This window comes from Kocuria marina (assembly GCF_000786655.1).
In the GTDB taxonomy this organism is placed as follows: domain Bacteria; phylum Actinomycetota; class Actinomycetes; order Actinomycetales; family Micrococcaceae; genus Kocuria; species Kocuria marina_A.
Window position 1 is genome coordinate 129,829 of sequence record NZ_JROM01000045.1, and the last position, 25,713, is coordinate 155,541.

18 protein-coding genes and 1 pseudogene are annotated in these 25,713 nt (G+C 69.7%); 13 read left to right on the forward strand and 6 right to left on the reverse strand.

Annotation, left to right across the window (positions count from 1 at the left end):
• Positions 1 to 57: 57 nt before the first annotated feature.
• The 4 genes from AS25_RS10575 to AS25_RS10590 are packed head-to-tail and all read right to left on the reverse strand — an operon-like array spanning position 58 to position 5,011.
• Entirely contained in the window at positions 58 to 1,317 is a 1,260-nt protein-coding gene (locus tag AS25_RS10575; protein WP_035964953.1) for a lipopolysaccharide biosynthesis protein, read from the reverse strand.
• Complete coding sequence (locus tag AS25_RS10580) at positions 1,311 to 2,219, reverse strand: glycosyltransferase family 2 protein (RefSeq protein WP_301280193.1); 909 nt, start codon at positions 2,217 to 2,219, stop codon at positions 1,311 to 1,313. The genes AS25_RS10575 and AS25_RS10580 overlap by 7 nt, the downstream gene beginning before the upstream one ends.
• A 15-nt stretch (positions 2,220 to 2,234) precedes the next feature.
• Positions 2,235 to 3,647 (reverse strand): hypothetical protein, encoded by a 1,413-nt coding sequence (locus AS25_RS10585; RefSeq protein ID WP_035964955.1) that lies wholly within the window; start codon positions 3,645 to 3,647, stop codon positions 2,235 to 2,237.
• 17 nt (positions 3,648 to 3,664) lie between these two features.
• Complete coding sequence (locus AS25_RS10590; RefSeq protein WP_084118150.1) at positions 3,665 to 5,011, reverse strand: tyrosine-protein kinase domain-containing protein; 1,347 nt, start codon at positions 5,009 to 5,011, stop codon at positions 3,665 to 3,667.
• A 564-nt stretch (positions 5,012 to 5,575) separates the two neighbouring features.
• Between AS25_RS10590 and AS25_RS10595 the strand changes: the two genes are divergently transcribed.
• From AS25_RS10595 to AS25_RS10610, 4 genes are all read left to right on the forward strand, one after another.
• The gene (locus AS25_RS10595) at positions 5,576 to 6,112 is read left to right on the forward strand and encodes a DapH/DapD/GlmU-related protein (protein ID WP_035964957.1); all 537 of its coding nucleotides are present in this window, start codon (positions 5,576 to 5,578) and stop codon (positions 6,110 to 6,112) included.
• A 5-nt stretch (positions 6,113 to 6,117) separates the two neighbouring features.
• Complete coding sequence (locus tag AS25_RS10600; protein ID WP_035965040.1) at positions 6,118 to 7,233, forward strand: glycosyltransferase; 1,116 nt, start codon at positions 6,118 to 6,120, stop codon at positions 7,231 to 7,233.
• Positions 7,234 to 7,361: 128 nt separating this feature from the next.
• Positions 7,362 to 8,558 carry a phosphoglycerate dehydrogenase gene (gene serA, locus AS25_RS10605; protein WP_035964958.1) on the forward strand — a complete coding sequence of 399 codons (1,197 nt, stop codon included), beginning with the start codon at positions 7,362 to 7,364 and terminating at the stop codon, positions 8,556 to 8,558.
• 58 nt (positions 8,559 to 8,616) lie between these two features.
• Positions 8,617 to 10,245: an SLC13 family permease gene (locus tag AS25_RS10610; RefSeq protein ID WP_035964960.1), complete on the forward strand. Its 1,629-nt coding sequence runs from the start codon at positions 8,617 to 8,619 to the stop codon at positions 10,243 to 10,245.
• Between the two features lie 200 nt (positions 10,246 to 10,445).
• Here AS25_RS10610 and AS25_RS10615 read toward each other — a convergent pair whose 3' ends face one another.
• Positions 10,446 to 11,030, reverse strand: coding sequence for a Dps family protein (locus tag AS25_RS10615; protein ID WP_035964961.1), 585 nt, complete (start codon positions 11,028 to 11,030; stop codon positions 10,446 to 10,448).
• Between the two features lie 395 nt (positions 11,031 to 11,425).
• On the opposite strand from AS25_RS10615, the pseudogene AS25_RS10620 reads away from it, so the two are divergent.
• Together AS25_RS10620 and AS25_RS10625 are read left to right on the forward strand one after the other, a co-directional pair.
• A pseudogene (locus AS25_RS10620) lies at positions 11,426 to 12,511 on the forward strand (AI-2E family transporter).
• Between the two features lie 33 nt (positions 12,512 to 12,544).
• Positions 12,545 to 14,593 carry an NADPH-dependent 2,4-dienoyl-CoA reductase gene (locus tag AS25_RS10625; RefSeq protein WP_035964962.1) on the forward strand — a complete coding sequence of 683 codons (2,049 nt, stop codon included), beginning with the start codon at positions 12,545 to 12,547 and terminating at the stop codon, positions 14,591 to 14,593.
• Positions 14,594 to 14,620: 27 nt separating this feature from the next.
• On the opposite strand, the gene AS25_RS14690 is transcribed toward AS25_RS10625, so the two are convergent.
• On the reverse strand, positions 14,621 to 15,361 hold the full coding sequence (locus AS25_RS14690) for a hypothetical protein (protein ID WP_035964963.1): 741 nt from the start codon (positions 15,359 to 15,361) through the stop codon (positions 14,621 to 14,623).
• 321 nt (positions 15,362 to 15,682) lie between these two features.
• Here AS25_RS14690 and AS25_RS10635 point away from each other — a divergent pair, with 321 nt between their 5' ends.
• The 7 genes from AS25_RS10635 to pknB are packed head-to-tail and all read left to right on the forward strand — an operon-like array spanning position 15,683 to position 25,624.
• On the forward strand, positions 15,683 to 16,558 hold the full coding sequence (locus AS25_RS10635) for an FHA domain-containing protein (RefSeq protein ID WP_035964964.1): 876 nt from the start codon (positions 15,683 to 15,685) through the stop codon (positions 16,556 to 16,558).
• A 1-nt stretch (position 16,559) separates the two neighbouring features.
• Positions 16,560 to 17,081: an FHA domain-containing protein FhaB/FipA gene (locus AS25_RS10640; RefSeq protein WP_035964966.1), complete on the forward strand. Its 522-nt coding sequence runs from the start codon at positions 16,560 to 16,562 to the stop codon at positions 17,079 to 17,081.
• Positions 17,082 to 17,084: 3 nt separating this feature from the next.
• Positions 17,085 to 18,677, forward strand: coding sequence for a PP2C family protein-serine/threonine phosphatase (locus AS25_RS10645; RefSeq protein ID WP_035964967.1), 1,593 nt, complete (start codon positions 17,085 to 17,087; stop codon positions 18,675 to 18,677).
• A complete protein-coding gene (locus AS25_RS10650) occupies positions 18,674 to 20,404 on the forward strand; it encodes an FtsW/RodA/SpoVE family cell cycle protein (RefSeq protein WP_035964968.1) in 1,731 nt (576 codons plus the stop codon). The genes AS25_RS10645 and AS25_RS10650 overlap by 4 nt, the downstream gene beginning before the upstream one ends.
• Positions 20,401 to 21,843 (forward strand): peptidoglycan D,D-transpeptidase FtsI family protein, encoded by a 1,443-nt coding sequence (locus AS25_RS10655; protein WP_035964970.1) that lies wholly within the window; start codon positions 20,401 to 20,403, stop codon positions 21,841 to 21,843. The genes AS25_RS10650 and AS25_RS10655 overlap by 4 nt, the downstream gene beginning before the upstream one ends.
• Positions 21,840 to 23,663 (forward strand): protein kinase domain-containing protein, encoded by a 1,824-nt coding sequence (locus AS25_RS10660; protein ID WP_035964971.1) that lies wholly within the window; start codon positions 21,840 to 21,842, stop codon positions 23,661 to 23,663. Before AS25_RS10655 ends, AS25_RS10660 begins: the two co-directional genes overlap by 4 nt.
• Before the next feature lie 5 nt (positions 23,664 to 23,668).
• On the forward strand, positions 23,669 to 25,624 hold the full coding sequence (pknB, locus tag AS25_RS10665; protein WP_052160912.1) for a Stk1 family PASTA domain-containing Ser/Thr kinase: 1,956 nt from the start codon (positions 23,669 to 23,671) through the stop codon (positions 25,622 to 25,624).
• Positions 25,625 to 25,713: the final 89 nt, after the last annotated feature.

A 25,713-nucleotide genomic window follows, 5' to 3' on the forward strand; every position in this document is an offset into this window, starting at 1 on the left:
GAGGTGGTCATGTCGTCATGCTGCGTCCGCAGACCGGGAACGGGCTGTGCGTTGGCCCTACGCCACCAGGAGCCAGCAGCCCGCCAGCCCGATGGTCGAGAGGACCGCAGCCACCAGGAACGACCGCCACGGCGCGCTGCGTCCCACCAGGACGTATGCGACGAGGACCACGGCGAACTCACGGATGACCAGCAGCGTGGCCGCGAGGTGCAGGTCGAACGACGCGACCCATGCGATCAGCGCACCGAAGACCACGCCGATCACCGGACCCACGAACGTCTTCCAGGCCGCACCGGTGCGCACGAGCAGCACGGAGGCCGCCCAGGACAGCACTACGGGGAAGGACACCATGGCGATGAACGGCACCATGGACATCGCGGGTTTCCAGTCGCCACCCAGCAGGGGCGTGAGGACCACACTCGCCGCGAGGGCGATCAGCACGCACGCGAACGCGAGCATGAGCGCGCGCAGCAACAAATGGTCACTCGCGCTCCGGATCTCCTCCGGGGTCTCCTTGTCCGCGATCCCCACGCGCACCACGTTCGCGGTGGACGCGGCCAGGGCGTCCCCCGGGGCGCGGCCCACGGCGCTGCCCGCGGTGTAGGTACCGAGGACGGCGGTACCGGCGAACACGGCCATGAACAGTCGCTCGGCCTGGCCCTGGAACCAGGACACCAGCGCGTAGCCGGACATCGTGCCCATGTCGGAGAGGATCGAACGCTCGCCCGGCGTGGAGTGCGGCAGGGGCTGGGTGTTACGGCGCGCACGGCGCCAGCACAGCAGGGCGAACATGCCCTCCGTGACGGTCAGCTGCAGGGCCGGGCCCAGCAGCGAGTGGGTTAGCACCAGGATGGTCCCGCCCACGAGCAGACCCGCGAGGGAGGCCCGCAACTGCATCCGGGCCAGGGTCCCCCACTGGTTGGTGGCCTGCAGCGTGCCCACGTACAGCAGACCCAGGGCCCCGAAACCGGGCGCGAGCGCCACGGGCAGCACCTGGAAGAACTCGCCCCAGTTCTCGAGCGTCCCGTTGTGCAGCAGGAACAGCATGAGCCCGGTAAGGATCACGAAGGCCAGGACGGGCATGATCACCCGGTAGCGGTTCATGATCTTCATGCCCCCGGGTTCGGTCAGCACACGGATCACCGCGAACCGGGCCCCGGAGTCGATCGTGACCTGGATGGCCGTGTAGAGCAGGGTCACCACGTTGTAGATTCCCACGTAATGCGGGGACGTGAACGCGGCGAGCGTGAGGATCACGATCGCGGAGGACATCCGCGGGATCGCGCGCTCAATGAGCGACTTGATCTGGTTCAGCATGCCGGCGCCGGGATGAGGGTGGCGTTCCTCAGCAACTGTCGGCGCATATAGGGCCGGGTCCGTGGCCGGGCTCGCGCTACTACGTCCTCGAGCTGCGCCCGCGTGGCCACGGGGTGCATGGTCCCTCCCCCGTTGTCCATCAGCCAAGACATCCCCAAGGCCTCCACCCAGGCGCGATAGGCGCGGTCGACCTGGGGGTCGTCCTGGACCCGCCGTAGGTAGTCGGGGGCCCCGGAGATCTGGTTCGCACTGATCCGATACGCGATCACCGCGGTGGCCGTCTTGTGGATCGTGGACCCATTGAGTAGCGCATCGACCCATAGAACGTAGTCCTCCGCAGCCGAGGGCGTAGCGTACGCGTTGGCGTCCAGAAGTGTCTGCCGCCGGGCCAACAGACTCGGGTGGAACAACGGATTCGTGAACGGCAACAGAAGCCCCACCTCCTTGCTCGTGAGCGACCCCAGGTATGAGGGTCGAGGGACGGCGCGATGGCCGAATCGGATGCCGCTGCCGCACACGATGTCCGCGTGCCGCATGGCCGCGAGCTCAACACGGAACCGCCACGGCAAACACACGTCGTCGGCGTCCATCTTCGCCACGAGTTCGCTGTCCGTCGTCTCCAGGGCGTGACGCATGCATGCCACGGTCCCCCGGTTGACGGCATCGGTCCGGACGACGACGCGGCGGTCCGTCACCCGGCGGGCCGCACGTTCGGTCTCGGCGTCCGGGCCGTCCACGGACACCACCAACTCCGCGTCCCGCGGCATGGCCCGCAGCGTGGAACGCATGGCGCTCTCCACGGTGGCGCCCGCCCGATAGGCGGGCATGATGACAGTAAGCCTGGGCAAAGTGGTCCACTCCCCGTTGATGAAGCCCCGGGAACGCGGAGGTCGCCCCTCCACACCCGTTGATCTGATTTATCTGTGAACTGCCGGTGTCCGCGGTGAAAGCTCCGTGGCCGGTGAAGATCCTATTCCCGCGGGCGGCGATTTCGTATCACCACGGCCGAAGATGCGTTCAACGATCCACAACCCCCACAGGGGCAGGATCGACAACGTCAAGAACACCTCGAGGGACTCCAGCTGCCCCACGATGCCCTGGAAGACGAGCGTGGATCCCACGGTGGCCAACAACAACCGATTGGTTTCACTCCGGCTGCGACTGTAGGCATCGGAGACCATGGCAGACACCAGCCCCAACACGAAGTAGCCGACGATCGCACCGAGCAGGCCGAAATTCAGGATCATTTCTGCGCTGAGCCCCGGAACCACGTAAATCTGGTCTTCCCCACCCAACAAGTCGTATCCCGAGACCTGCACCATGGACCGGAAAGGATTCTCCGCCGGGATACCCCCGAAATGCAGAAGCGCAAGCGGGACGTTGAGCAGGGCGCTCAACAGGGTCTCACCGTGGAGCGCCCCGTGGAACTGGACGTGGTTCTCGGCCCAGGCGGCCATGGAGAACCGCCCCCATTGCCAATCCACGAACGACCACGGGTCCGTGGTGGCACCTACGCGCTGGGCCGTGGTCGCGATGATGAACCCCACGAACACGGTCACGCCCACCACGATCAGCGGCCACCGCAGGACGTTGATCCGGGGCAGCATCAGAGCTAGCAGGGGAAATGCCACGTAGGCGATCTCGGAACGCCCACCGTTCCACGTGGCGCTGACGCCCAATGCGGCCAACCCGGCCACCAGGATGATGGTGTTCCACACCGCTGGGCCGGGCACACGCTTCCGGCTCGCGAGCGCCAAGACCAGGATCGTAATGCCCCACGGCAGCCAACCCGCCAGGAATGCGTAGCGGGCATTGCCGCCGTCCACGGAAATGATCCGCCCGCCGGTCTGGTCGGTCGTGGCGCCCATCACTCGCACGAGTCCCACGGCGCCCGCTGCTACGAGTACGAGAGCCAGGCCCCCCATGCTGACCCGGTGATGGGATACGAAGGAATACAACTGTTCGGGTACCAGAGGGCGCCGGGGAACCTGTCGGGGACCACGGTGTGCGGCCAGGATCCGCGGCCGCGGGATCGTCAGCCCCGCCCAGAGGGCACACATGCCCAAGAAGGTCGCCCAGGCGGCCGTGGTCAAGCCGGATGTAGCACCTGCGGGAGTACCGGACATGGCCTCGTAGAATCCGCGGTCCCTGGACCACCCCAATACATGGGCGAATCCGGACAGGACGTTGGCCACGAGGAAGTTGATCACGAGCCACATCCGTAGGTTCAGCCCGTCCACCCGGCCCCTGGTCCAGATGTGGATGAGCGCGAGCGCACCCACGGCGGTCGTGGCCCCCAGGAGGAACACGGCCCAGCCGAAAGGAGTCATCGTGTTCATCGTGGGCTTCAGAGAACGCCGGAGTGTGCGCGCGAAGGGCGCACCTGGTTGGCCACCAATGCCACGGGCGTTTCGCGGAATCCCTGGACCGAGGACTGCAGCTGATCGGTCGAGGTCTTCCCGGGCACCGTGACCAGCAGGACCTCATCCGCCAGTTCGCCCAGCACCGCCGCGTCCACGGAGTCCTGCAACGGGGAACAATCGAGGACGACCACGTCGAATTCCGAACGCAACTCACCCACCAACGCAGCCATCGGTTCCGAGCACACCAGGTCACTCGGGCGCGGCGTCGGCGTACCCGCGGGCAGGAAGGTCAGCCCCATCTCGAGGCGAACAGTGCTTTGGTCTGCCCCGGCCCGGCGTTCCACGAGATCCGAGACACCGAGGTGATTGTGCTGGGCCAGCAAAACAGTTGCCCCGCGGTCGGAGAGGTTGGCATCCACGAGAGCCACGCGGCTGCCCAGACCGGCAAAGCTGCGCGCGAGTTCCACGGCGACCGTGGTGGCACCGTTGCCCGAACGCTGACCGGTCACCACCAGTACCGCGCAGCCGGCCACATGGGGCAGGACCTCGGCATGGCCCTGTTGGATGCGCGAGCGCAGCGAAGTGACGTGAGGTGACACCTCCCGCGCCGGCGCGGATTCGCCACCCGCGGGAAAGAAGCTGCGCGCGTCAGTCCTGTGCTTCAGTCGCGGAACGGACGCGACCAGCGACGCACCCGGCACACGACGCAGCTCCGTCGTGGTCCGCGGCCGCCGAACCAGACTCTCCAACACGAAGGCGAGGATCACGCCCAACAGCGCGCCGCCGCCCACACCGAACAACGGATAAATCCACGACGGCAGGCCACTGGTTTCATCCGGGAGCTGCGCCCGGCTGAGAACCGTGGCCTGAACGGTACCTCCCCGGTTGGCGACCTCGGGGGACAGTGACCCGACCCCTCTGGTCAATTGATCCGCGACCCCGTTGGCAACCGTCTGGGCCTCCTGAGGCGTGTCCGCGGTGGCATCGACCTGGATGATGGAGGTGGCCGTCGGATTGGTGACATCCAACATGTCCTGCAATTGCGCGACCGTCTCGTCCACACCCGTGTCCTCGACGACGGGTTTGAGGATGTAGGGGGACGTCGCCACGGTCGCGTACGACTTCAGCTCTCGCGAGAGGTACGTGGCTGCCTGGTTCAACTCCGTGGCGGAGTCACTCGCGGGAATGGAGACGTAGAGGGATGACGTGGCCTTGTACGTGTCCGGAGACACCAAGGCGTAGATCCCCCCGGCCAACAAGCCCACCACGGTCAGTGTGATGACGGTTTTCCACCATTTCTTCAAAATATCGACGTAATCATGCAGCGTCATGTGCCCTCCCAGCCCCTGATCACAATGAAAGACGGTTCGTTTCGGACGCTGCCCAGCCCCCGAGCACGTCCCACCAGTCTCTTCATCGCTCCCCTGTAATGGGCCTCAGTCTAACGCGCGAAATCATGTCGATGAACGCGCAGATAGTTTCTGTGGAATTATTTTGTACCCGAATTGGGGGATAAACCTTCATCGGCAGATCTCGACAGCAATTTGAACCCGCAAGAAATGAGGGCTGCAAAACTGTTCGCAGAAGCAGAAACATTCCCACGACAAGTACGTTGCCCTCAGCAACGAGACAGTGCGCGACCTGCGCCGTTGCGGAAAGTCTTCCCGTACGCATGCGGGCAAGGACCCCGACCCAGGCGCCCGTCGGCGTCGAGGAGATATTGAGGACGAAGCGACGGCATTAGCCCCGGTGTCTCCACTTATGGGGTCAGAAGCAGGCGGATCGACGGGCGCAGTGTGCCAAGCTTGGATCCCGTAGCCGCGCACCCGCGGGGAGAGCGGACCGGTTGCGCGCAGCGCGCAGCCCTATTTGCGGCTCGACGACAGGGGGAGACCATGACACACACGACGAGACGCCTGGCCACCTTCACCGGCCGCGGCTACGACAAGGGCCGGGGAGCACTGCAGTGCGCCGCGTGGGCCCTCGTGGCGGAACCGTTGCAACGCTCCGTCCTGTGCCCGCCGCGCGTGCGCACCCGGATCCTGCGGGCGTTCGGCGCGCGGATCGGGGACGGCACGCTCATCCGTCACGACGTGCGGATCCACTGGCCGTGGAAGCTGAGCGTGGGCGAGAACTCGTGGATCGGCGTGGGCGCGTGGTTGCTGAACCTGGAGCCCATCACGATCGGCTCTGACGTGTGCGTGTCACAGGGCGCCATGCTGTGCACGGGCAGCCACCGCGCGGACGATCCGGCCTTCGAGTTCGACAACGCCCCCATCACCGTGGCCGACGGCGCATGGATCGCCCTGCGCGCCACCGTCCTGCGCGGCGTCACGGTGGGCGAGGGCGCCGTCGTGGGAGCGACCGCGCTCGTCACGCGGGACGTCCCGGCCGGGGAGCGCGTGCTCGCCCCCGTGGCCACGAAGGCGTGAGCGACATGCGCATCCTGCAGGTCGTCGCCCTGGTCTCGGGGACCAACGCGTACGGCGGGCCCACCACGGTGGCCCTCAACCAGTGCCGCGCGCTCGCCGACGCCGGCCACGACGTGATCCTCGCCGCGACCGGCTCCGATCTGGGCACGCCCCTGCCCACCGAGCGCGACGGCGTGCGCACGCGGCTCTTCCGTCCCGTCCAGGCCCTGCCGGGTGCGGGTTTCGCGGGTCTCACCTCGCCGGCCATGCTGTCGTGGCTGCGCCGGGTCTCGCCGACCGCCGACGTGGTGCACGTGCACACGGCACGGGGCCTGCTGACCCTGCCGGCCGCGTGGCTCGCGCAGCGCGCCGACACCCGAACCGTCCTGCAGACCCACGGGATGATCGACCCGTCCGAGAATCCCCTCGCGGGCCCCCTGGACGCCCTGCTGACCCGGCGGGTGCTGCGGGACGCGCACCGGGTCTGCTATCTCACACCCCGCGAGGAGCAGGACCTCACCGAGGTCGCCCGCGGGCCCGTGAACCTCATGGAACTGCACAACGGGATGCCCGTGTCCTCGCGCCCCCGCGTGCCGCGGGAGGACGACGAGTGCCGCGTGCTGTTCCTCGCGCGTCTGCAGGAACGCAAGCGTCCGCTCGCGTTCGTGGCCGCCGCGCGATCCCTGGCCGAGCGGTTCCCGCGCGCCACGTTCACGCTGGTGGGCCCGGACGAGGGCCAGGGGGACGCGGTGCGCGAGGCGATCGCGGCCGCGGGCCTCGGCGAGCGCCTCACGTGGGCCGGCCCCGTGGACTCCGCGGGCGCGGCGCGGTGGATGGCGGAATCGGACGTGTACGTCCTGCCCTCCGTCCACGAGCCGTACCCCATGTCCGTGCTCGAGGCCATGTCCGCGGGGCTGCCCGTGGTCGTGACGGACACGTGCGGGCTCGCGCCCACGGTCGCGCGCACGGGGTCCGGCGCGGTCGTCGACGACACCCAGCCATCCCTCGAAGACGCCCTCGCGCAGCTGATCGCCGATCCCGAGCGACGACGGCAAGCGGGTCGGGCGGCCGCGGACACGATCGCGCGCGAGTACGGGATGAGCGCCGTCGTCGAGAAGTTGCTGGGCGCGTACCGGGACTGAGCGGACGGCGCGGTCCCGGAGGACGACGCCGCCGGGTCACCCCCGCGCGCGAGCGCCGCGCTCGGAGGTGACCCGGAATGCTACGTCGTGAAACGAGGCGCCCACGCCCCACCCCATAGGATGGACGGGTGAAGGCCTTACTGCTCGAGAACATTCATACCGACGCCGTCGACTCGCTGCGCAGCCGCGGCTTCGAGGTGGAGACCCGCAAGGGTGCCCTGGACCCGCAGGAACTGATGGCCGCGCTGGACGGCGTGGACCTGCTGGGGATCCGCTCCAAGACGCACGTGACCCGCGAGGTGTTCGAGGCGCACCCCACCCTCAAGGCCGTGGGTGCGTTCTGCATCGGGACCAACCAGATCGATCTCACCGCCGCCACGGACACCGCCACGGCCGTGTTCAACGCGCCGTACTCCAACACGCGTTCCGTGGTGGAGCTCGCGCTGGGTGAGATCATCGCGCTGGCGCGTCACCTCACCGACAAGAACTCCGCGATGCACCAGGGCGTGTGGGACAAGTCCGCCAAGGGTTCCCACGAGGTGCGGGGCCGCACCCTGGGGATCGTGGGCTACGGCAACATCGGCAAGCAGTTGTCGGTCGTGGCGGAGGCCTTCGGGATGAACGTCTACTTCTACGACGTCGTGGACCGCCTGGCCATGGGTAACGCGACCAAGTGCGATTCCCTGGAGCAGCTGCTGAACACGGTGGAGACCGTGACCCTGCACGTGGACGGGCGCGAGAGCAACACCAACATGTTCGGCCGGGAGCAGTTCCGCCAGATGCGCCCCCGCTCCCTGTTCCTCAACCTCTCCCGCGGGCACGTGGTGGACATCGAGGCGCTGCGCGAGGCCCTGGTCTCCGGTCACCTGGCCGGGGCGGGCCTGGACGTCTACCCGTCCGAACCCAAGGTCGCCGGTGAGGCGTTCGAGTCCCCGCTGCAGGGGCTGCCCAACGTGATCCTCACACCCCACGTGGGTGGTTCCACGGCGGAGGCCCAGGAGAACATCGGCGGTTTCGTCTCCGGCAAGCTCATCGACTACTGCCGCTACGGCACCACGAGCCTGTCCGTGAACTTCCCCGAGGTGCAGCTGGATCCCTACATCCACGGCACCCGGTTGCTGCACATCCACAGCAACCTCCCCGGTGTACTGGCCCGCGTGAACTCGGTGCTCGGTGAGCACGGGATCAACGTGGACCGCCAGCAGCTCGTGACCAAGGGGCAGATGGGTTACCTGGTCACGGACTGCGGCAACGGTGTCACGGAGGACGTCGTGGCGGCCATCAAGGCCCTGCCCGAAACCATCCGGGTGGCCACGGTCAGCTGAGCCGCGCTGCCGTACGCTGGGACGACCGACCCTTTCCCCACAACGATGTGGAGACATCATGAGTCACCCGGCCGTACCCGGCGCACACCTGCAGAACATGGACCCGGATCCTCACCGCGGTGAGGAGGTGGACTTCCAGTCCCCGGGCGAACGGGCAGAGGCGGAGAAACCCCGCACCCGCACCGTGCGTTGGATAGGCCTCGCGGGCGGTCTGCTGCTCGCGGTGCTCGTCTACACCCTGATGCCCCAGGACGTCCCCCACGCCGCCCGGCTCACGGCCGCGACCGCCGTACTCATGGGCGTGTGGTGGATGACCGAGGCCCTGCCCCTGCCCGCGACCGCCCTGGTCCCCCTGGTGGTGTTCCCCACGCTCGGCACGGACGTGAAGTTCGACGCCGTCGGGGCGTCCTACGGCAACAACGTCATCTTCCTGTTCATGGGCGGGTTCCTGCTCGCGCTCGCGATGCAGCGCTGGAACCTGCATCGGCGGATCGCCCTGCTCACCGTCAAGGTGATCGGCACCAAGCCCACGCAGATGATCGCGGGGTTCATGGTGGCCACGGGCTTCCTGTCCATGTGGGTGTCCAACACCGCGACCGCCGTGATGATGCTGCCGATCGGCGTGTCCGTGCTGCTGCTCGTGACCAAGATCGGTTCCGGTGCCGACGCCGCCCAGGGAACCTCCGCCGCGCCCGCACCGGAGGAGATCGACCCCCAGGACAGCAAGGTCAAGGAGGAGATCGTCAAGTCCAACTTCGGCACCGCGTTGATGCTCGGGATCGCGTACGCGGCATCGATCGGTTCGCTGGGGACTATCATCGGCACCCCGCCCAACACCCTGATGGCCGGCTACCTCTCGGACGCCCACGACATCACGATCGGTTTCGGTCAGTGGATGCTCGTGGGCGTACCCCTGGCCGTGGTGCTGCTCGCGCTGTGCTGGGTGCTGCTGACCAAGGTGTTGTTCAAGCCCGAAATCACCGAGATCCCCGGCGGCAAGGAACTCATCAACGACGAACTCTCCAAGCTCGGCCCCATGTCCCCCGGTGAGAAGCGGGTGCTGGCCATCTTCGTGCTCGCCGCGCTGTCCTGGGTCTTCGTGCCGGTGCTCTTCGCGGATCCCATGATCTCCGACGCCGGCATCGCCATGGCCGTGGGGCTGCTGCTGTTCCTGTGCCCGGCCGGTGCGGCACCGGGCGTGCGCCTGCTGGACTGGGACTCCGCGGTCAAGCTGCCGTGGGGCGTGCTGCTGCTGTTCGGCGGTGGCCTGGCCCTGTCCGCGCAGTTCTCCACCTCCGGGCTCACCGAGTGGATCGGCGAGCGCGCCCAGGGTCTCGGCGGACTGCCCGTGGTGTTGCTCGTGCTCATCATGGCCGGCGGCATCCTGCTGCTCACCGAACTCACGTCCAACACGGCCACCGCGGCCACGTTCCTGCCCGTGGCCGGCGGTGTGGCCATGGGGATCGGCGTGGACCCCATGCTCCTGGCGATTCCCGTGGCGCTCGCCGCCACGTGCGCGTTCATGCTGCCGGTGGCCACCCCGCCCAACGCCATCGCGTTCGGTTCCGGGTACGTGACCATCGGGCAGATGATCAAGGGCGGGATCGGGCTCAACCTGATCGCCCTGGTCCTGATCACCGCCACGACCATGACCCTGGGCGTGTGGGTGTTCAACCTGGCGTTCTGACCCGCGGTCGCCCATCCGGCGACGACGCCGCGGCGCCGCCTCGGCAGGGTGGCCGCACGCGGCGTCGTCGTTCTGCCGGGCGTACGACGCCGCCCAGCGGTACGCGGCAGCGCCCGACGGCGCGCGCCGCAGGGGCCGCAACCGAAAGACCCCCGGTCCCGCATCGCGCGGGGCCGGGGGTCCTTCGTGGTCGTGCGAGGTTACTTCTTCTTGGCGACCCGGCCGCGCTTGACGGCCTTGGCGGCGTCCTTCTCCGTGCGGGCGGCGGAGTTCTCCAGCACACCGGAATCGGACTCGATGTGCGAGCGCATGAACCACTGGAAGAGCTCCAGGCCGCGGACCTGGGCGATCAGCATGTCCTCGGTGATGGGATCCACGTCGCTGATGCGGGCCAGGGCGTCCCGGTGGTCCGTGATGACGCCGTCGTAGACGAGGTCCAGGGCCGCGAGGTGCTCCACGCCGGAGGCGCGCTGGACGTCGTAGTCGTCCCACGTGCGCTCGGCCGCGATGGCGCCGGGCAGACCGTTCGGCGACACACCCAGGGTGGCCATGCGCTCCGCGAGCTCGTCCACGTACCCGCGGACCTCCTCGATCTGCGGGTCCAGCATCTCGTGGACGGAGATGAAGTTGGGACCCACCACGTTCCAGTGGGCGTGCTTGAGGGTCAGTTGCAGATCGTTGAGCGCGTGCAGCCGCTGCTGCAGGATCTCGGCCACACCGTGGCCCTGCTCCGTGGTGAGACCCGGAACGGTGTAGTTGGCGTTCTTCGTGGATTTCTTGGCCATGACAACCTCCTCGTGGGGCGGTGGTCCCGGGGTGGAACCACGCCATGCCGTCTTATTTTGATGTATTCAGAATAACAAGGACATGAGCATTGCACCAGGGGGCCCGAGGAAGCCACCACCCTGGGGCGCTCGTGGCCTCGGGAGGCCCAGAACATCGGCCCGACGGCACTCTGGTCCCGGAGCGCCTCCACGGTGCGCTGGCTCCGAAGCGCCTCCACGACGCGGCGGCACGGCGCCTCGCTGACGGAGCGCGAGCGGGAATCCGCGAGCCGCCCGGTGCGGGCTGTGAACTCCGCCTGAACCACCCCCTCATCCCTTCCCACGGTGGACGCCGGGTCCATACTGGGGCTCGGTCGCCGCGGCCCATCGCGGCGCACGACGACGGAAGGTCCACGATGGCAACGCACACGCCGCACCGGGAATCACCGCGGCGGGACCCGTTCGGCCGCGCGGCCAGCCGGGCCGCGCAGGTCCTGTTGCTCGCGGCCCTGTTCGCCCTGCTGGGCCTCCTCTTCTTCCGGCTGCAGATGGTCGTGGTCGCGGTGCTCGTGGCGCTCATCCTGGAGTGCGCGGTGTTCCCGCTCGTGCGTCGGCTGAGTGACCTCGGGTGGCCCCGCGTGCTCGCCACGCTGACCACGTTCGTGAGGATCCTCGTGGTGCTCGCCGCGTTCATCGCCGCGGTGGTGTGGGCCGTGGCGGACCAGTGGGACTCCCTCATGGCCGCGGCGCAGCAGGGGTGGCAGACCCTGCAGGACGCGAGCGCCCGGTTGCCGTTCGCGGTCGACGGCGCCGCGGTCCAGGAGATCTGGTCGCGCATCCAAGGGGTCGCGTCCGGGGGCGCGGTGGAACAGTCCGCCCTCACGGGGCTGACCACCGCGGGCGAGGTCGTCACGGGCACCGTGCTCATGGTCATCGTGTTGTTCTTCTTCCTCCACGACGCCGAGCGGATCTGGGGTTTCCTGCTGAGCTGGTTCCCGCCGCGCCACACCGAGAAGCTGCGCCGGACCGGCCGGGACACCGTGCGCATCCTGGGTGGTTACGTGCGGGGCACCGCGGCGGTGGCGGTGATCGAGATGCTCGCGATCGCGGTCGTGCTGTGGTTGCTCGGCGTGCCGCTGGCGATCCCCCTGGCCATGCTCATGTTCCTGGGGGCGTTCATCCCCATCGTGGGACCGATCGTCGTGGGAGCACTGGCCGCCCTCGTGGCGCTCGTGACCACGGGACCGTAGGCCGCGCTCGTGGTCGTGATCGCGGTGTTCGTGATCCACCACCTCGAGACGGGACTGCTGCGCCCGTTCGTGATGGGCCGCACCGTGCGCCTGCCCGCGCTCGTGGTGCTGCTCAGCATCGCGCTCGGGACGCTCGTGGACGGCGTCGTCGGCGCCGCCCTGGCGGTGCCCCTCACGGCGGTGGCGTGGTCCGTGATCCAGTTGTGGCTGCCGCGGCCCGGTCGGATTGGTGATCCAGCTCACGGGCTCTAGGGTGGAAGAAATACCTGAGACCTGGAGTATCGGATGAGTTCCTATCCCCATCTTCTGTCCCCGCTGCGCGTGGGGTCGCTGACCCTGCCCCACCGCGTGATCATGGGGTCCATGCATACCGGCCTCGAGGAGGTCCCGGGCGGTGAGCACGAGCTCGCGCGGTTCTACGTGGAACGCGTGCGCGGCGGCGCCGGGCTGATCGTCACGGGCGGGATCTCCCCCAACCCGGAGGGCGCCGCTCGCCGCGGCGGTGCGCACCTCAGCCGCGAGGACCAACTGGGCCCCCACCGCACGGTCACGGACGCGGTACATGGCGAGGGCGGGCTGATCGCGCTGCAACTGATGCACAGCGGGCGGTACGCGATGCACGAGGACGCCGTGGCGCCGTCGGCCATCCGCGCTCCCATCAACAAGGTCACGCCGCGCGAGCTGAGCACCGCGGAGGTCGAGCGCACGGTCGAGGACTTCGCGAACGCCGCGCACCTCGCGCAGCGCGCGGGTTACGACGGCGTGGAGATCATGGGCTCCGAGGGGTACCTGATCAACGAGTTCCTCGTGGCCCACACGAACGAGCGCACCGATCGGTACGGCGGGTCCGACGCCGCTCGCCGCCGGTTCGCCACCGAGATCGTGCGGCGCGTGCGCGAGGCCACGGGCCCGGACTTCCTCATCATGTACCGGCTCTCCGCGCTGGACCTCGTGCCGGACGCCCAGCAGTTCGCGCAGGTCCTGGAGCTCGGCCGGGAGATCGAGGCCGCGGGGGTGTCGATCATCAACACGGGGATCGGGTGGCACGAGGCCCGCATCCCCACGATCGCCACGAGCGTGCCGCCCGCGGGCTTCACGTGGGTCAGCAGGGCATTGCGCGAGCACCTGAGCGTGCCCGTGGCCGCCGTCAACCGGATCAACACCCCGGAGATCGGGGAAGCGGTGATCGAACGCGGGGACGCGGACCTCGTGTGCCTGGCCCGCCCGTTCCTGGCGGACCCGCAGTTCGTGGCCAAGGCCCGCGCGCAACGCCCCGCGGAGATCAACACGTGCATCGCGTGCAACCAGGCGTGCCTGGACCACACCTTCTCGGGCCGCCGCATGTCATGCCTCGTGAACCCGCGCGCGATGCGCGAGGACGAGCTGGTGCTGGGACCCACGCGCACCGCGGAGCGGATCGCGGTGGTGGGTGCCGGACCGGCCGGACTGGCCTTCGCGGAGGCCGCGGCGCAGCGCGGTCACCGGGTGACCCTGTTCGAGGAGCAACCGGAGCTGGGCGGCCAGTTCCAGTTGGCGCTGCGCATCCCGGGCAAGGAGGACTACGCCCACACCGTGCGCTACTTCAGCACGCGCCTGGCCGAACTGGGGGTCACCGTGCACACGGGGCACACCGCCACCGCGCAGGACGTGGCCTTCGCGGACCGCGTGGTCGTGGCCACGGGCGTGACCCCGCGCGTCCCCGGCATCCCCGGGGAGGACGGCCCCACGGTGCTCGGCTACAAGGACGTGCTGGCGGGCGCCCCCGTGGGCGAGCGCGTGGCGGTCGTCGGCGGCGGCGGCATCGGGTTCGATGTCGCGCACTTCCTCACGCACGACCCGCACGCCGACTTCTACGAGGAATGGGGCGTGGATCGCTCGCTGGAGGCCCGGGGCGGGTTGCTCGCCCCGGCGCCGTCGAAACCCGCGCGACGCGTGACCCTGCTGCAGCGCAGCGCGGGCAAACCCGGTGCGCGACTGGGCACCACCACCGGGTGGATCCACCGCGCGGAACTGCGCATGGCGGACGTGGAGTTCGTGACCGGGGTGCAGTACGTGCGGATCGACGAACAGGGCGTGCACGTCCTGGCACCCGCGCAACAGGATGCGGCGTCGGCCGACGCCCCGGACACCGAGGACCGGATCGAACGGGTCATCCCAGCGGACACCGTGGTGCTGTGCGCGGGCCAGGAACCCCGCGCCGAGCTCGCCCGGGAACTCGCGGGAGAAGACGGGGACCGGCCCGTGCACGTGGTGGGCGGTGCGCACGTGGCCGCGGAACTGGACGCGAAACGCGCGATCCGTGAGGCCGTGGAACTGGCCGCGTCGCTGCCCTGACGCCGCCCGAAGGCCGGTGCGCCGCGCTCAGCGCGCGGTGACGCTGCCGTCCTGCACGTCGACCGTGTACTCCTTGTCCCGGTTGTCGATGTCGAGTTCGACCTCCCAGCGCACGACGTCGTCGTCCTCGTCCAGGGCGGCCTCGTCCAGCACCTTGGTGCCGGCCTCGGACTCGGCGTGCTCGAAGACCCGCTTGATCGCGTCCTTCGCGCTCACGGACGTGGCCTGCAGCTCGGCCACGTCGTCCTCGTCCGCGCGACCGTCCGCGCGGTCCTCCTGGACGTTCTTGCCCGTGCCGTCCACCGTGATCCGGTGGGCGTTGCCGTCCGCGATCACGTCCACCTCGAACTTGTCGGCGCGGCGGTCGTAGTCGATCTCCACCACGTCACCGCCCTGGTGCTGGGCCAGCGCGGAGTCCACGGCGGCCAGCGCGGCGGCCTGACCGCCGTTGACGGCCGAACCGGACGCCGAACCGCTCGGGCTCGCGCTACCGGACGCGCTGCTCGTGGGCGAGGCGCTGTCGGTGGGGGACGCGGTGTCGGAGGGGGATGCACTGGCCGCGGCGGAGGTCTCGTCCGCGGACGCCTCGGGCGTGGCCGCGTCCTGCGTGGCGCCGGTGGCCGCCGCCGTGGCGTCCCCGGCGGCCCCCTGGGTCGCCTCGCCCTGCGCGGGGGCCTGGTTCTGATCGGTGTTCCCGCAGCCCACGAGCAACAGGGTGCTCATGAGGGCGGCGGAACCGAGGGTCAGGATCTTCTGGGGTCGCTTCATGGTCCCGAGTATCGCCCGCTCCGGGGGACCGGGTCGAGGGCCCGTCGGTAGAAGTCGCAGTGTGTTCCCCACCCGGGGAGCGTCGCGAGGCGCCTCGGTGCGCCTCCGTGCGCATTAATGCGCCTCCGTGCACCGCGACGCGCCGGGCCGCCCACCGCTTCCTGCCCGGCCAGGTGCGCTCACAGCGGGCTCCCGCGCACTGTCACCGCCCACTCAGCCTGTCCGGCTACTATTCTGAACACTGTCCATGACCGCGTGCGCCGCCGCCCCCTGCGGTCGCACGCCGCGCGCCGCCACTGGCTGACCGAGGAAGGAGGCGGGATGGGTTTCTGGACCGGGCTGGAGAGCGGGATCGAGAAAATGGTCCGCACCGCCTTCACCGCGGGTTCTCGCAAGCGGGTCGAGGCCGTGGAGATCGCGAGCGCCCTGCGCCGTGAACTGGACCAGGAGTCCTTCACCGTCCCCGCGGGCCGCACCATGGCACCCAACGTCTTCACCGTGGAGTTCTCCGACGACGACTTCCCGCGGGCCCAGGAATGGGGCGTGCAACTGGCCGAGGAACTGTGCGACGTCGTCATCCGCCACGCGCGCTCCCAGGCCTACACGCTGCAGGGCGCGGTGCGCGTGAGCTTCACGCGCCAGTCCGAACTCGAGGCCGGTGACTTCGCCATCCTGTCCTCGTTCGAGCGCACGAGCACACCCGAGGTCCCGGCGGACGCCGGCACGTCCGCGCGCGCACCCCAACCCCCGGCGCCCGCTCCGCACGCCCGCCCGGGTGAGGACCAGGCGGCACGGGCGGCGGACGACGTCGCCCCGGGGCACGTCCCCGGCGCGTCCCATGACCGGGCGCCGTACCACGGCGCGCCGTACGACGCGCGCACCGATCCGGCCGCGCCGCAACCGGTGCCCGTGATCGAGGTGGGCACCGAACGTTTCACGCTCAACGCGGACCGCGTGAGCGTGGGCCGCTCCGCGCAGGCGGACGTGACCGTGGAGGACACGGGGGTCTCCCGTGAGCATCTCGAGATCCGCCGCCAGGGCGATCACTTCCTGGCCGTGGACCTCGGCTCCACGAACGGTTCCTATGTGGACGGCCAGCGGATCCAGGGCCGCGCCCAACTCGTGGACGGCTCCGTGATCACCGTGGGGCGCACCAGGTTGACCTTCCGACTGATGCTCCCGAGGGAGAGGCGCTGACGTGTCCGAACTGACCGTGACCCTGCTGCGCTACGGATTCCTCGCGCTGCTGTGGATCTTCATCGCCGCCGTAGTCTTCTCCCAGGCGCGTGACCTGACCGTGGGCGGCAAGGCCCGCGCCGCCGTGCGCGGTGGCCGCGAGAAACTGCGCGATGCCCGCGCACGGGAACCCCGCCAGGAAGCACCCCAGAACCCCCGCCCCGCCGCCCCCACCACCGGGGGTGCGCGTACGCGCGCGCAACAGCTCGTGGTCGTGGACGGCCCGCTCGCCGGGCGCAGCTTCCAGCTGGGATCGGCCCCCGTGATGCTGGGCCGTTCCGCGGAGGCCACCATCCCGCTCGAGGACGACTACGCCTCGGGGCGCCACGCCCGCCTGTTCGCGCAGGGATCCAAGTGGTTCCTGGAGGACCTCGGATCCACGAACGGCACCTACCTGCAGGACCAGCGACTGGCCCGCGCCACCGTGGTGGACCCGGACGTGCGGTTCCGGGTGGGGCGCACCGTGATGGAACTGAGGCCGTAGCCCATGCCCATTGCCTTCCGATATGCCGCTCGCTCCGACGTGGGCCGGGTCCGTTCCAAGAACGACGACTCCGCCTACGCCGGCCGCTACCTGGCCGTCGTCGCGGACGGGATGGGTGGCCACGTGGGGGGTGACGTCGCCTCGGCCTCCGCGGTGATCGACCTGACCCACCTGGACCACGCCGGGTACGACGGCGACGCCGAGACCGTGCTCGCGGACGAGATCCAGAACGCCAACCAGAACCTCGCGAAACTCGTGCAGTCCAATCCGCGGTTGGGCGGGATGGGCACCACCGTCACGTCCCTGCTGATCGACGGGGACGTGATCTGCGTGGCGCACATCGGGGACTCCCGCGCCTACCGGTTGTCCGAGGCCGAGGGTTTCGAGCAGGTCACGACCGACCACACGTTCGTCCAGCGGCTGATCGACGAGGGCCGGTTGCAGCCCGAGGAGGCCGAGACCCACCCCCACAAGAACGTGCTCATGCGCGTGCTCGGTGACGTGGACGCCTCCCCCGAACTCGAGGTGCGCACCGTGCGCCCGGCCGTGGGTGAGCGCTGGTTGCTGTGCTCCGACGGTCTCAACGCGGTGGTGAACGCGCAGACCATCGAGAACGTGATGCGCTCCACGGGGGACCTGAACCAGATCGTGAACTCCCTCGTGGAACTGACCCTGGACCGCGGGGCCCCGGACAACGTGACCGTGGTCGTGGTGCAGGTGGACGAGATCCCCCAGGGCAGCGAGGCCCACCCCATGACCGGGGAGAGCCAGGGGGCCGTGCCGGATCAGTCCCGCACGTCGGACGAGCAACTCATGAGCGAGTCCGAGGTGGAGCACTGGGACGGGCCCATGGACTCCCCCGTGGCCGGCGGCGGCACCGACTACCGCGAACCCGGCTACCCTCACACCCCATCGCAGCCCACCCAGTCCTCGGCCTCCGTGCTGCGCCGGGACCTGGCCGAGCGCCCCCACCTGCTCGTGGGTGCCGCGGCGAACGCGACCCAGACTGGGCGCATCCCCACCGTCTCGGACTCCGCGATCCAGCGCCGCGCCACGATGCTCGCGACCTCCACGTTGGACGTGACCACCGATCCCGCCGAGGTGCGCAGCCTGCTGCGCCGCAAGGGTGACGATCCCGCACGCGGGACCAAGCGCCGTCGTGCGGCGTGGATCGTGGGCGTCGTCGTGCTCGCCCTCGCGCTGCTGCTCGGCGGGTGGGGTGCGCGCGCGTGGACCTCGTCCCAGTACTACGTGGGCGAGGACCGGGGCCACGTGGCCGTGTTCCAGGGGGTCTCGCAGTCCCTGGGTCCCATTTCGCTGAGCGAGTTGAGCGCGACCACCGAGATCCCCGTGGACTCCCTGTCCCAGTACGCGCAGGACCGCGTGCGCGCCACGATCCCCGCGGGCAGCCGCGAGGAAGCCGAACAGATCGTCGCGGACCTGGAGTCCTCGCGCGGACCAGAGCCCCGCCCCACGGGCCGGGTGACGGTCACGACCCCCACACCGAACCCGTCCGCGAGCGCGTCGCCGAGTGGCTCGGCCACCCCGCGCACGTCCCCCGGCGCCTCGGGGACCCCCGGGGGTGAGAACCGATGAGTTCGACCGTGAACGCCGCGCCCGAGCGCGGCACGGAGGCTCCCGTGCGCCCCAAGCCGCGGCGGATCACCGAGTTGCTGTTGCTGCTCGTGGCGCTGGCGATCGGCGTGGGCGCTAACATCCTGGTGGATCCCGAACGCGCCCAGGCGGATCCCCGCCACATCATCATGAGCGGCACCGTGCTGGGCGTGGGTGCCCTGCTGGTGCACGTGGTGCTGTGGATCAGGGCGCGCTACGCGGACCCCTACCTGCTCCCGCTCGCCGTGGCCCTCAACGGGCTGGGGCTGGCCATGATCCACCGCATCGATTTGTCCACCAACCAGAGTGCCGCGAACACCCAGGTGGTGTGGACCGGCGTGGCCATGCTCGCGTGCTGCGTGGTGCTGTGGTTGCTCAAGGACCACCGGCGGCTGCGCAACGTCACGTACATCATGTTGCTGCTCTCCGCCGTGCTCCTGCTGCTGCCCATGATCCCGGGCCTCGGTGTGGAGATCAACGGCGCCCGACTGTGGATCTCGGTGGCCGGACGCACGTTCCAGCCCGGTGAGATCGCCAAGATCACGCTGGCCATCTTCTTCGCGGGCTACCTCTCGACCAACCGGGACCTGATCCTGCTGGCCGGGCGCAAGATCGGCCCCGTGCGCCTGCCCCGGTTCCGGGACATCGCCCCCATGCTCGCGGCGTGGGCGATCGCGATCGGCGTGCTGGTGCTGCAGAAGGACATGGGTACCGCCATCATGTTCTTCGGCCTGTTCCTCGCCATGGTCTACCTGGCCACGGGACGCCTGGGCTGGATCGTGCTGGGCGTGCTGCTCATGGCCGTGGGAGGTTTCGCCGCGAGCCGCATGTTCTCCCACGTGGCCCTGCGCCTGGACGCGTGGCTGGACGCCTTCAACCCGGACGTCTACAACCGCTCCCCCGGTGGCTCGGCGCAGATCGTGCAGGGGCTGTTCGGCCTGGCCTCCGGCGGGTTGTTCGGTCAGGGCCTGGGGCAGGGGCGCCCGGACCTGGTCTCCTATTCCAATTCGGACATGATCATCACGGCGTTCGGGGAGGAGCTCGGGCTGATCGGGCTCGGCGCCATCCTGGTGATGTTCCTGCTCTTCGCGACCCGCGGGTTGCGCGCGGCCCTGGGTACCCGTGACGCGTTCGGCAAGCTGTTGGCCGCGGGGCTGTCCTCGCTCATGGTGCTGCAGTTGCTCGTGGTGATCGGCGGTGTTACGCGGTTGCTGCCGCTGACCGGTCTGACCACCCCGTTCATGTCCGCCGGTGGGTCGTCCCTGCTGTCCAACTGGATCATCGTGGCGATCCTGCTGGCCATCTCCCACAGCGCGCGGCGCCCCGTGGTCACCGGTCCCGCCACGGACGAGGACCTCGCGACCTTCGAGCGCCGCCGCCGCGCCCGCGAGGAACGCCGCGACAACGAGCGCACCCGCACCGACGGCACCGACGCCGCCCCGGGCCGGGAACCGGCCACGGAGCCCACCCCGTCGCTGTCGCGGACCACGTCCGTGTCCCACGACGCCGCGGCGTCCCCGGGCCCCGGGGAAGCGGCGTCCGCGACCGAGGTGATCTCGCGGATCACGCATCGCTCGAGTGGTTCCGCCGGCCACGGCGCCACGCGCGCCTCCCGGAGCGACCGCGCCGGGGGTGACGCGGCGGCGTCGTCCGGTGAACGCGGCGCATCCGGCGGCAACGCGCACGATCAAGAAGGGGGGACCCGGTGAACAAGGCGATCCGGCGCATGTGGCTCATGGCCGTGGCCATCATGGTGGTGCTGCTGCTGACACTGACGTACGTGCAGTTCTTCGCGGCCAACGCCCTCCAGGCCAACCCGTGGAACAACCGCACGCTGTACGAACAGTTCGGCCGGGACCGCGGCTCGATCCTCGTGGGCGGGAAGGAGATCGCCCGCTCCGCGCCCGCGGACGGCGACTTCGCGCACCAGCGCGTCTACTCGGACTCCCCCCTGTACGCGAACCTCACCGGGTACTTCTCCCTGGTCTACGGGGCCACGGGACTCGAATCCGCCATGGGTGACCAGCTCTCGGGTGCGTCCGACGACCAGTTCTACGACCGCGTGGTGTCCCTGTTCTCCGGGGACCAGCCCAAGGGCGCCTCGGTGGAGCTGACCCTGGACCCCGAGCTGCAGCGCATCGCGTACAACGCCCTGGAGGGTCACAACGGCTCCATCGTGGCCGTGGACCCCAAGACCGGCGAGATCAAGGCCATGGTCTCCCGCAAGAGCTACGACGCGAACGCCTTGTCCTCGCACGACACGAACCAGGTGGTCGCCGCCGCCCAGTCCCTGAACGCGGACCCGGACAAGCCGCTCGTGAACCGCGCGATCAGCGGGGACCTGTACTCCCCCGGTTCCACGTTCAAGATCATCGACACCGTGGCCGCCCTGGAGTCCGGGAAGTACACGACCGACACCACGCTGCCGAACCCCAACGAGCTCCCGCTGCCGGACACGACCGTGAGCCTGCCCAACTACCGCCAGGGCGGGTGTGCCGCGCGCTCGCAGGTGGACCTGCGATTCGCGCTCGAGCAGTCCTGCAACACCCCGTTCGCGCACATCGCCATGGACCTGGGCCAGGACAAGATCCGCCAGACCGCGCAGAACTTCGGCTACGGCCAGAACCTGGACATCCCGCTGCAGGTCACCCCGTCCGTGTTCCCCGAGGACATGAACCAGGCCCAGCTCGCCCTGTCCTCGATCGGGCAGTACGACGTCCGCACCACCCCGCTGCAGGTGGCCATGGCCTCCGCGGCGATCGCCAACGACGGCGTGATGATGCGTCCCAGCCTCATCAAGACCGTGCGCTCCTCGGACCTGTCCGTGATCGACCAGTTCCAGGCCGAGCAGCTGCGCCGCTCCACGGACGCGGAGACCGCGCGCACCGTCAAGGACCTGATGACCTCCGTGGTCAGCAACGGCATCGCGTCCGGCGCGGCCGTGCCCGGCGTGCAGGTGGCCGGGAAGACCGGCACGGCGGAGATCGGCAGGGACGGATTGAACGATTCGTGGTTCACTGGATTCGCGCCCGCCAACGACCCCCAGTTGGCGGTGGCCGTGGTGGTCGAGGACGTGGACGTCACCACAGGGTCTTCCCTGACCAGCCCCAGTGCACGGCAACTCTTCGAGGCGGTGTTGAACAAGTGAGACCATCGTCGAACACCATCCTGGGCGGTCGTTACGCCCTGACGGAACGAATTGCCATCGGCGGCATGGGCGAGGTGTGGAAGGCCAAGGATCAGGTCCTGGGTCGGATCGTCGCGGTGAAGATCCTCAAGGACGAGTACAACGGGGATCCCACGTTCCTGCAGCGGTTCCGGGCGGAGGCCCGCCACACCGCCCTGCTCAACCACCCCGGTGTGGCCAACGTCTTCGACTACGGCGAGGACGAGGGCTCCGCGTTCCTGGTCATGGAACTCGTGCCCGGCGAACCGCTGTCCAACATCATCGACCGGCAGAAGTCGCTGGACCCGGACACGGTCCTGAACTACATCGGCCAGACCTCCCGCGCCCTGGCCGCCGCGCACGCGCAAGGGCTCGTGCACCGGGACGTGAAGCCCGGCAACCTCATCATCACCCCGGACAACCGGGTCAAGGTCACCGACTTCGGTATCGCCCGGCTCGCGGACCAGGTGCCGCTCACGGCCACCGGCCAGGTCATGGGCACGGCCCAGTACCTGGCCCCCGAGCAGGCCACCGGCCAGACCGCCACGGGCTCCTCGGACATCTACTCCCTGGGGATCATCGGCTACGAGCTGCTCGCCGGCCGGCGCCCCTTCACAGGGGAATCGCAGATCGCGATCGCCCTGGCCCAGGTCAATGACAACCCGCCCGCGCTGCCGGACTCCATCCCGGAACCGGTGCGCGCGCTCATCATGTCCATGCTTGCCAAGGACCCGGAGGAACGCCCGGAGAACGCGGGCAAGCTCGCCAACGCCGTGGATGCGCTGCGCCGCGGGGACGTCAAGGCCGCGGTCACGATGGTCCCGGGGATGCAACCGTTCCTGTCCCAGGACTTCTCCGACGAGCAACCCACCGAGGCCATCGCACCGGTCTCGGGACCGAGCACCCGGCCCATGTCCGGGACGGCCGCCGCGGGAGTGACCGGTTCGGCCGCGGCCGCGGCCCAACCGGACCCCAAGTACAGTGCCCACCCCTCCACCGCGCAGTTCGACGCCGTGAACCAGCCACCGAGCTCACAGCGCGGTTCCACCCCGCAGGGCGAGCGGCGCAAGACGTCCGTGTGGGCGTGGTTGTTACCGCTGCTCGCACTGCTCGTGGCCCTGGCCGTGGCCGGGGTGTACTTCCTCTCCTCGCGGGACGATTCCGGCTCCCCCGCACCGGGCACCGTGACGTCCTCCACCGTGAGCCCCACCGAGAACACCGTGGTGTTGCCCGCGAACATGGTGGGCCGCGACGCGGACCAGGTCGCCTCCGAGATCACCGCCATGGGCGTGAACGTGGACAAGCGGCTGCAGCAGGGCACGGGTCAGGCGGAGAACACCGTGGTCTCCGTGGAACCCGCGGCCGGGTCCCGGGTGGAGGTCGGTTCCACCGTGGTGATGTACGTCGCGTGGACCCCGGGTGCACAGCCGACCCCGGGCGCCGGGACCGGGGGCACCGGTGCCACGCAGTCACCGCAGCAACAGCCCGAGCAGAACCAGAACACCCCGGCACCGCAGCAGACCGCCCAGCCCGCCCCCACCAATGGCGGCGACGATGCCGGTGACGGTACCGGTGCGGACAACGGCGGCGCCGGCACCGGGGCCACAACCGGTACCGGACAGGCCGGGGAGAACGGAACGAACACCCAGGCGGACGCCGGCGCCCAGGGCACCGCGAACCGAGGTACCGCGGACCAGGGTGCGCGCACCGAGGCGGGATCGGGGCAGGACGACCCCGTGCAGGGCAGCGGGCGCGGAGCGCTCGCCGCTCCGAGTGCTCCCGGTAGCGGCACGGGCGGCTGACACGCATGGGGACGTCGGGACTTCCGGATCTGATCAACGACCGGTACGAGGTCGGTGAGGTCATCGGCCGCGGAGGCATGGCCACGGTGCACGTGGGACAGGACGTGCGCCTGGGCCGTCGCGTGGCGATCAAGATCCTGCGCCCGGAGCTGGCCGCGGACGAGACGTTCCACGAGCGGTTCCAGCGCGAGGCCCACGCCGTGGCGTCCCTCAACCACCACTCGATCGTGGCCATCTACGACACCGGTGAGATCCGCCCCCAGGGCCCGGACGGTGTCCTGCGCCCCTACATCGTCATGGAATACGTCCCCGGGCGCACGCTCCGGGAACTCATGCACGGGCCGGGGGTCACCCCGGAACAGGCCATCGAGTACATGCTCGGCATCATGGACGCCCTGTCCTTCAGCCACCGCGCGGGGATCGTGCACCGGGACATCAAACCCGCCAACGTGAAGGTCACCCCGGACGGCAGCGTCAAGGTCATGGACTTCGGGATCGCGCGCGCCGTGGAGGACACGCAGGCCGCGCTCACGCAGTCCCAGGCGGTGCTCGGCACGGCCCAGTACCTCTCCCCCGAACAGGCCCGCGGCGCCGCGGTGGATCCCCGCTCGGACCTGTACTCCGCCGCGTGCGTGCTCTTCGAGTTGCTGACCGGGCGCGCGCCGTTCGTGGGGGAATCCTCCGTGGCGATCGCCGCGCAGCACGTGCGGGACGCGCCGCCCGCGCCGTCGGCGTTGAACCCGCAGTTGCCGCCCGCCGTGGACCGGTTCATGGAGCGTGCCCTGGCCAAGGACCCCCGGGACCGGTTCGTGGATGCCGGGCAGATGCGCCGGGCGCTGCGGGAACTCGGCGGGCAACTGCCCGGCAACCTCGGGGCGACCCAGCCCATCGACGTCACCCACACCGCCGACTCTCACACCAAGACCCTGCCCGCGGTGGGTGCCGGTGCCCCGGCCGCCGCCGTGACCGCCGCGGGGCGCAGCGAGGACGCCGAGCCCACCGTATCCGCGCAGTACGGCCGGTTCGACGACGACGCCGCGGACGACGGCGCGGCCGCCGCCTCCCCCGCGCCGTACGAGCGACGCCGCTCCAGGCGTTCGTGGGTGATGCCCGTGGTGCTGCTACTCGTGCTCGCGCTGCTGGGCGGCGGGGCCGTGCTGGGTGTGCGGTGGTGGCAGGACCAGCAGGTCGAACAGGTCGCGCAGGTGAGCGTCCCCCAGGTCACGGGGATGGACAGCACCACGGCGGAGAACACGCTGCGGGACGCCGGGCTGAACCCCACGTTCACCACGCAGCACAGTGACAGCGTGCCGGACAAGCACGTGATCAGCATGAGCCCCGCCGCCGGGACCCAGGTGGACCAGGGGTCCTCGGTGGCCGTCGTGGTCTCGGAGGGTCCCGAGAACGTGACGGTACCCAACGATCTCGTGGGTCAGTCCCTGGACTACGCCCGTCAGTCCCTGCAGCAGGCCGGTCTCACGGCGGGCCCGGTCAGCACAGCCAACAGCGCCACGGTCCCGCACAACGTGGTGCTCTCGACCGATCCGGGACAGGGCGCCTCGGTGGCCCGGGACAGCGCGGTCAAACTGCAGGTGTCCACGGGCAAGGTCACGGTCCCGGACGTCGTCGGCCGCAGCCGCGCGGAGGCCGAACAGGCCTTGCGGGCGGACGACGTGCGGCTCAACTACGACGTGGAGGTCCGCGAGACCGAGGACGCCGAGACCGGCACGGTGCTGCGGCAGTCCGCTCCCGCGGGGTCCTCCGTGAGCCAGGGGTCCACGATCACGCTCACCGTGGCCCGGAAGGTGACGCCCACGCCGAGCCCCACCCCGTCCCCGACGGACGACGACGAGCCCACGGCGGAACCCACGACTCCCGCCGAACCCACGGACGCCGCGCCCGAACCCACGCAGCCCCAGCCCACGGGTCGCCCCACCGCATCACGCGGGGGTGACGGCTGAGGTCGGCCGGACCTTACTGTGCGGGGCCCTGCTTCGACGGACCTCACTCCGCCGGAGTGCGCGGCTCAGCTGCCTCTGACCGAACTGGT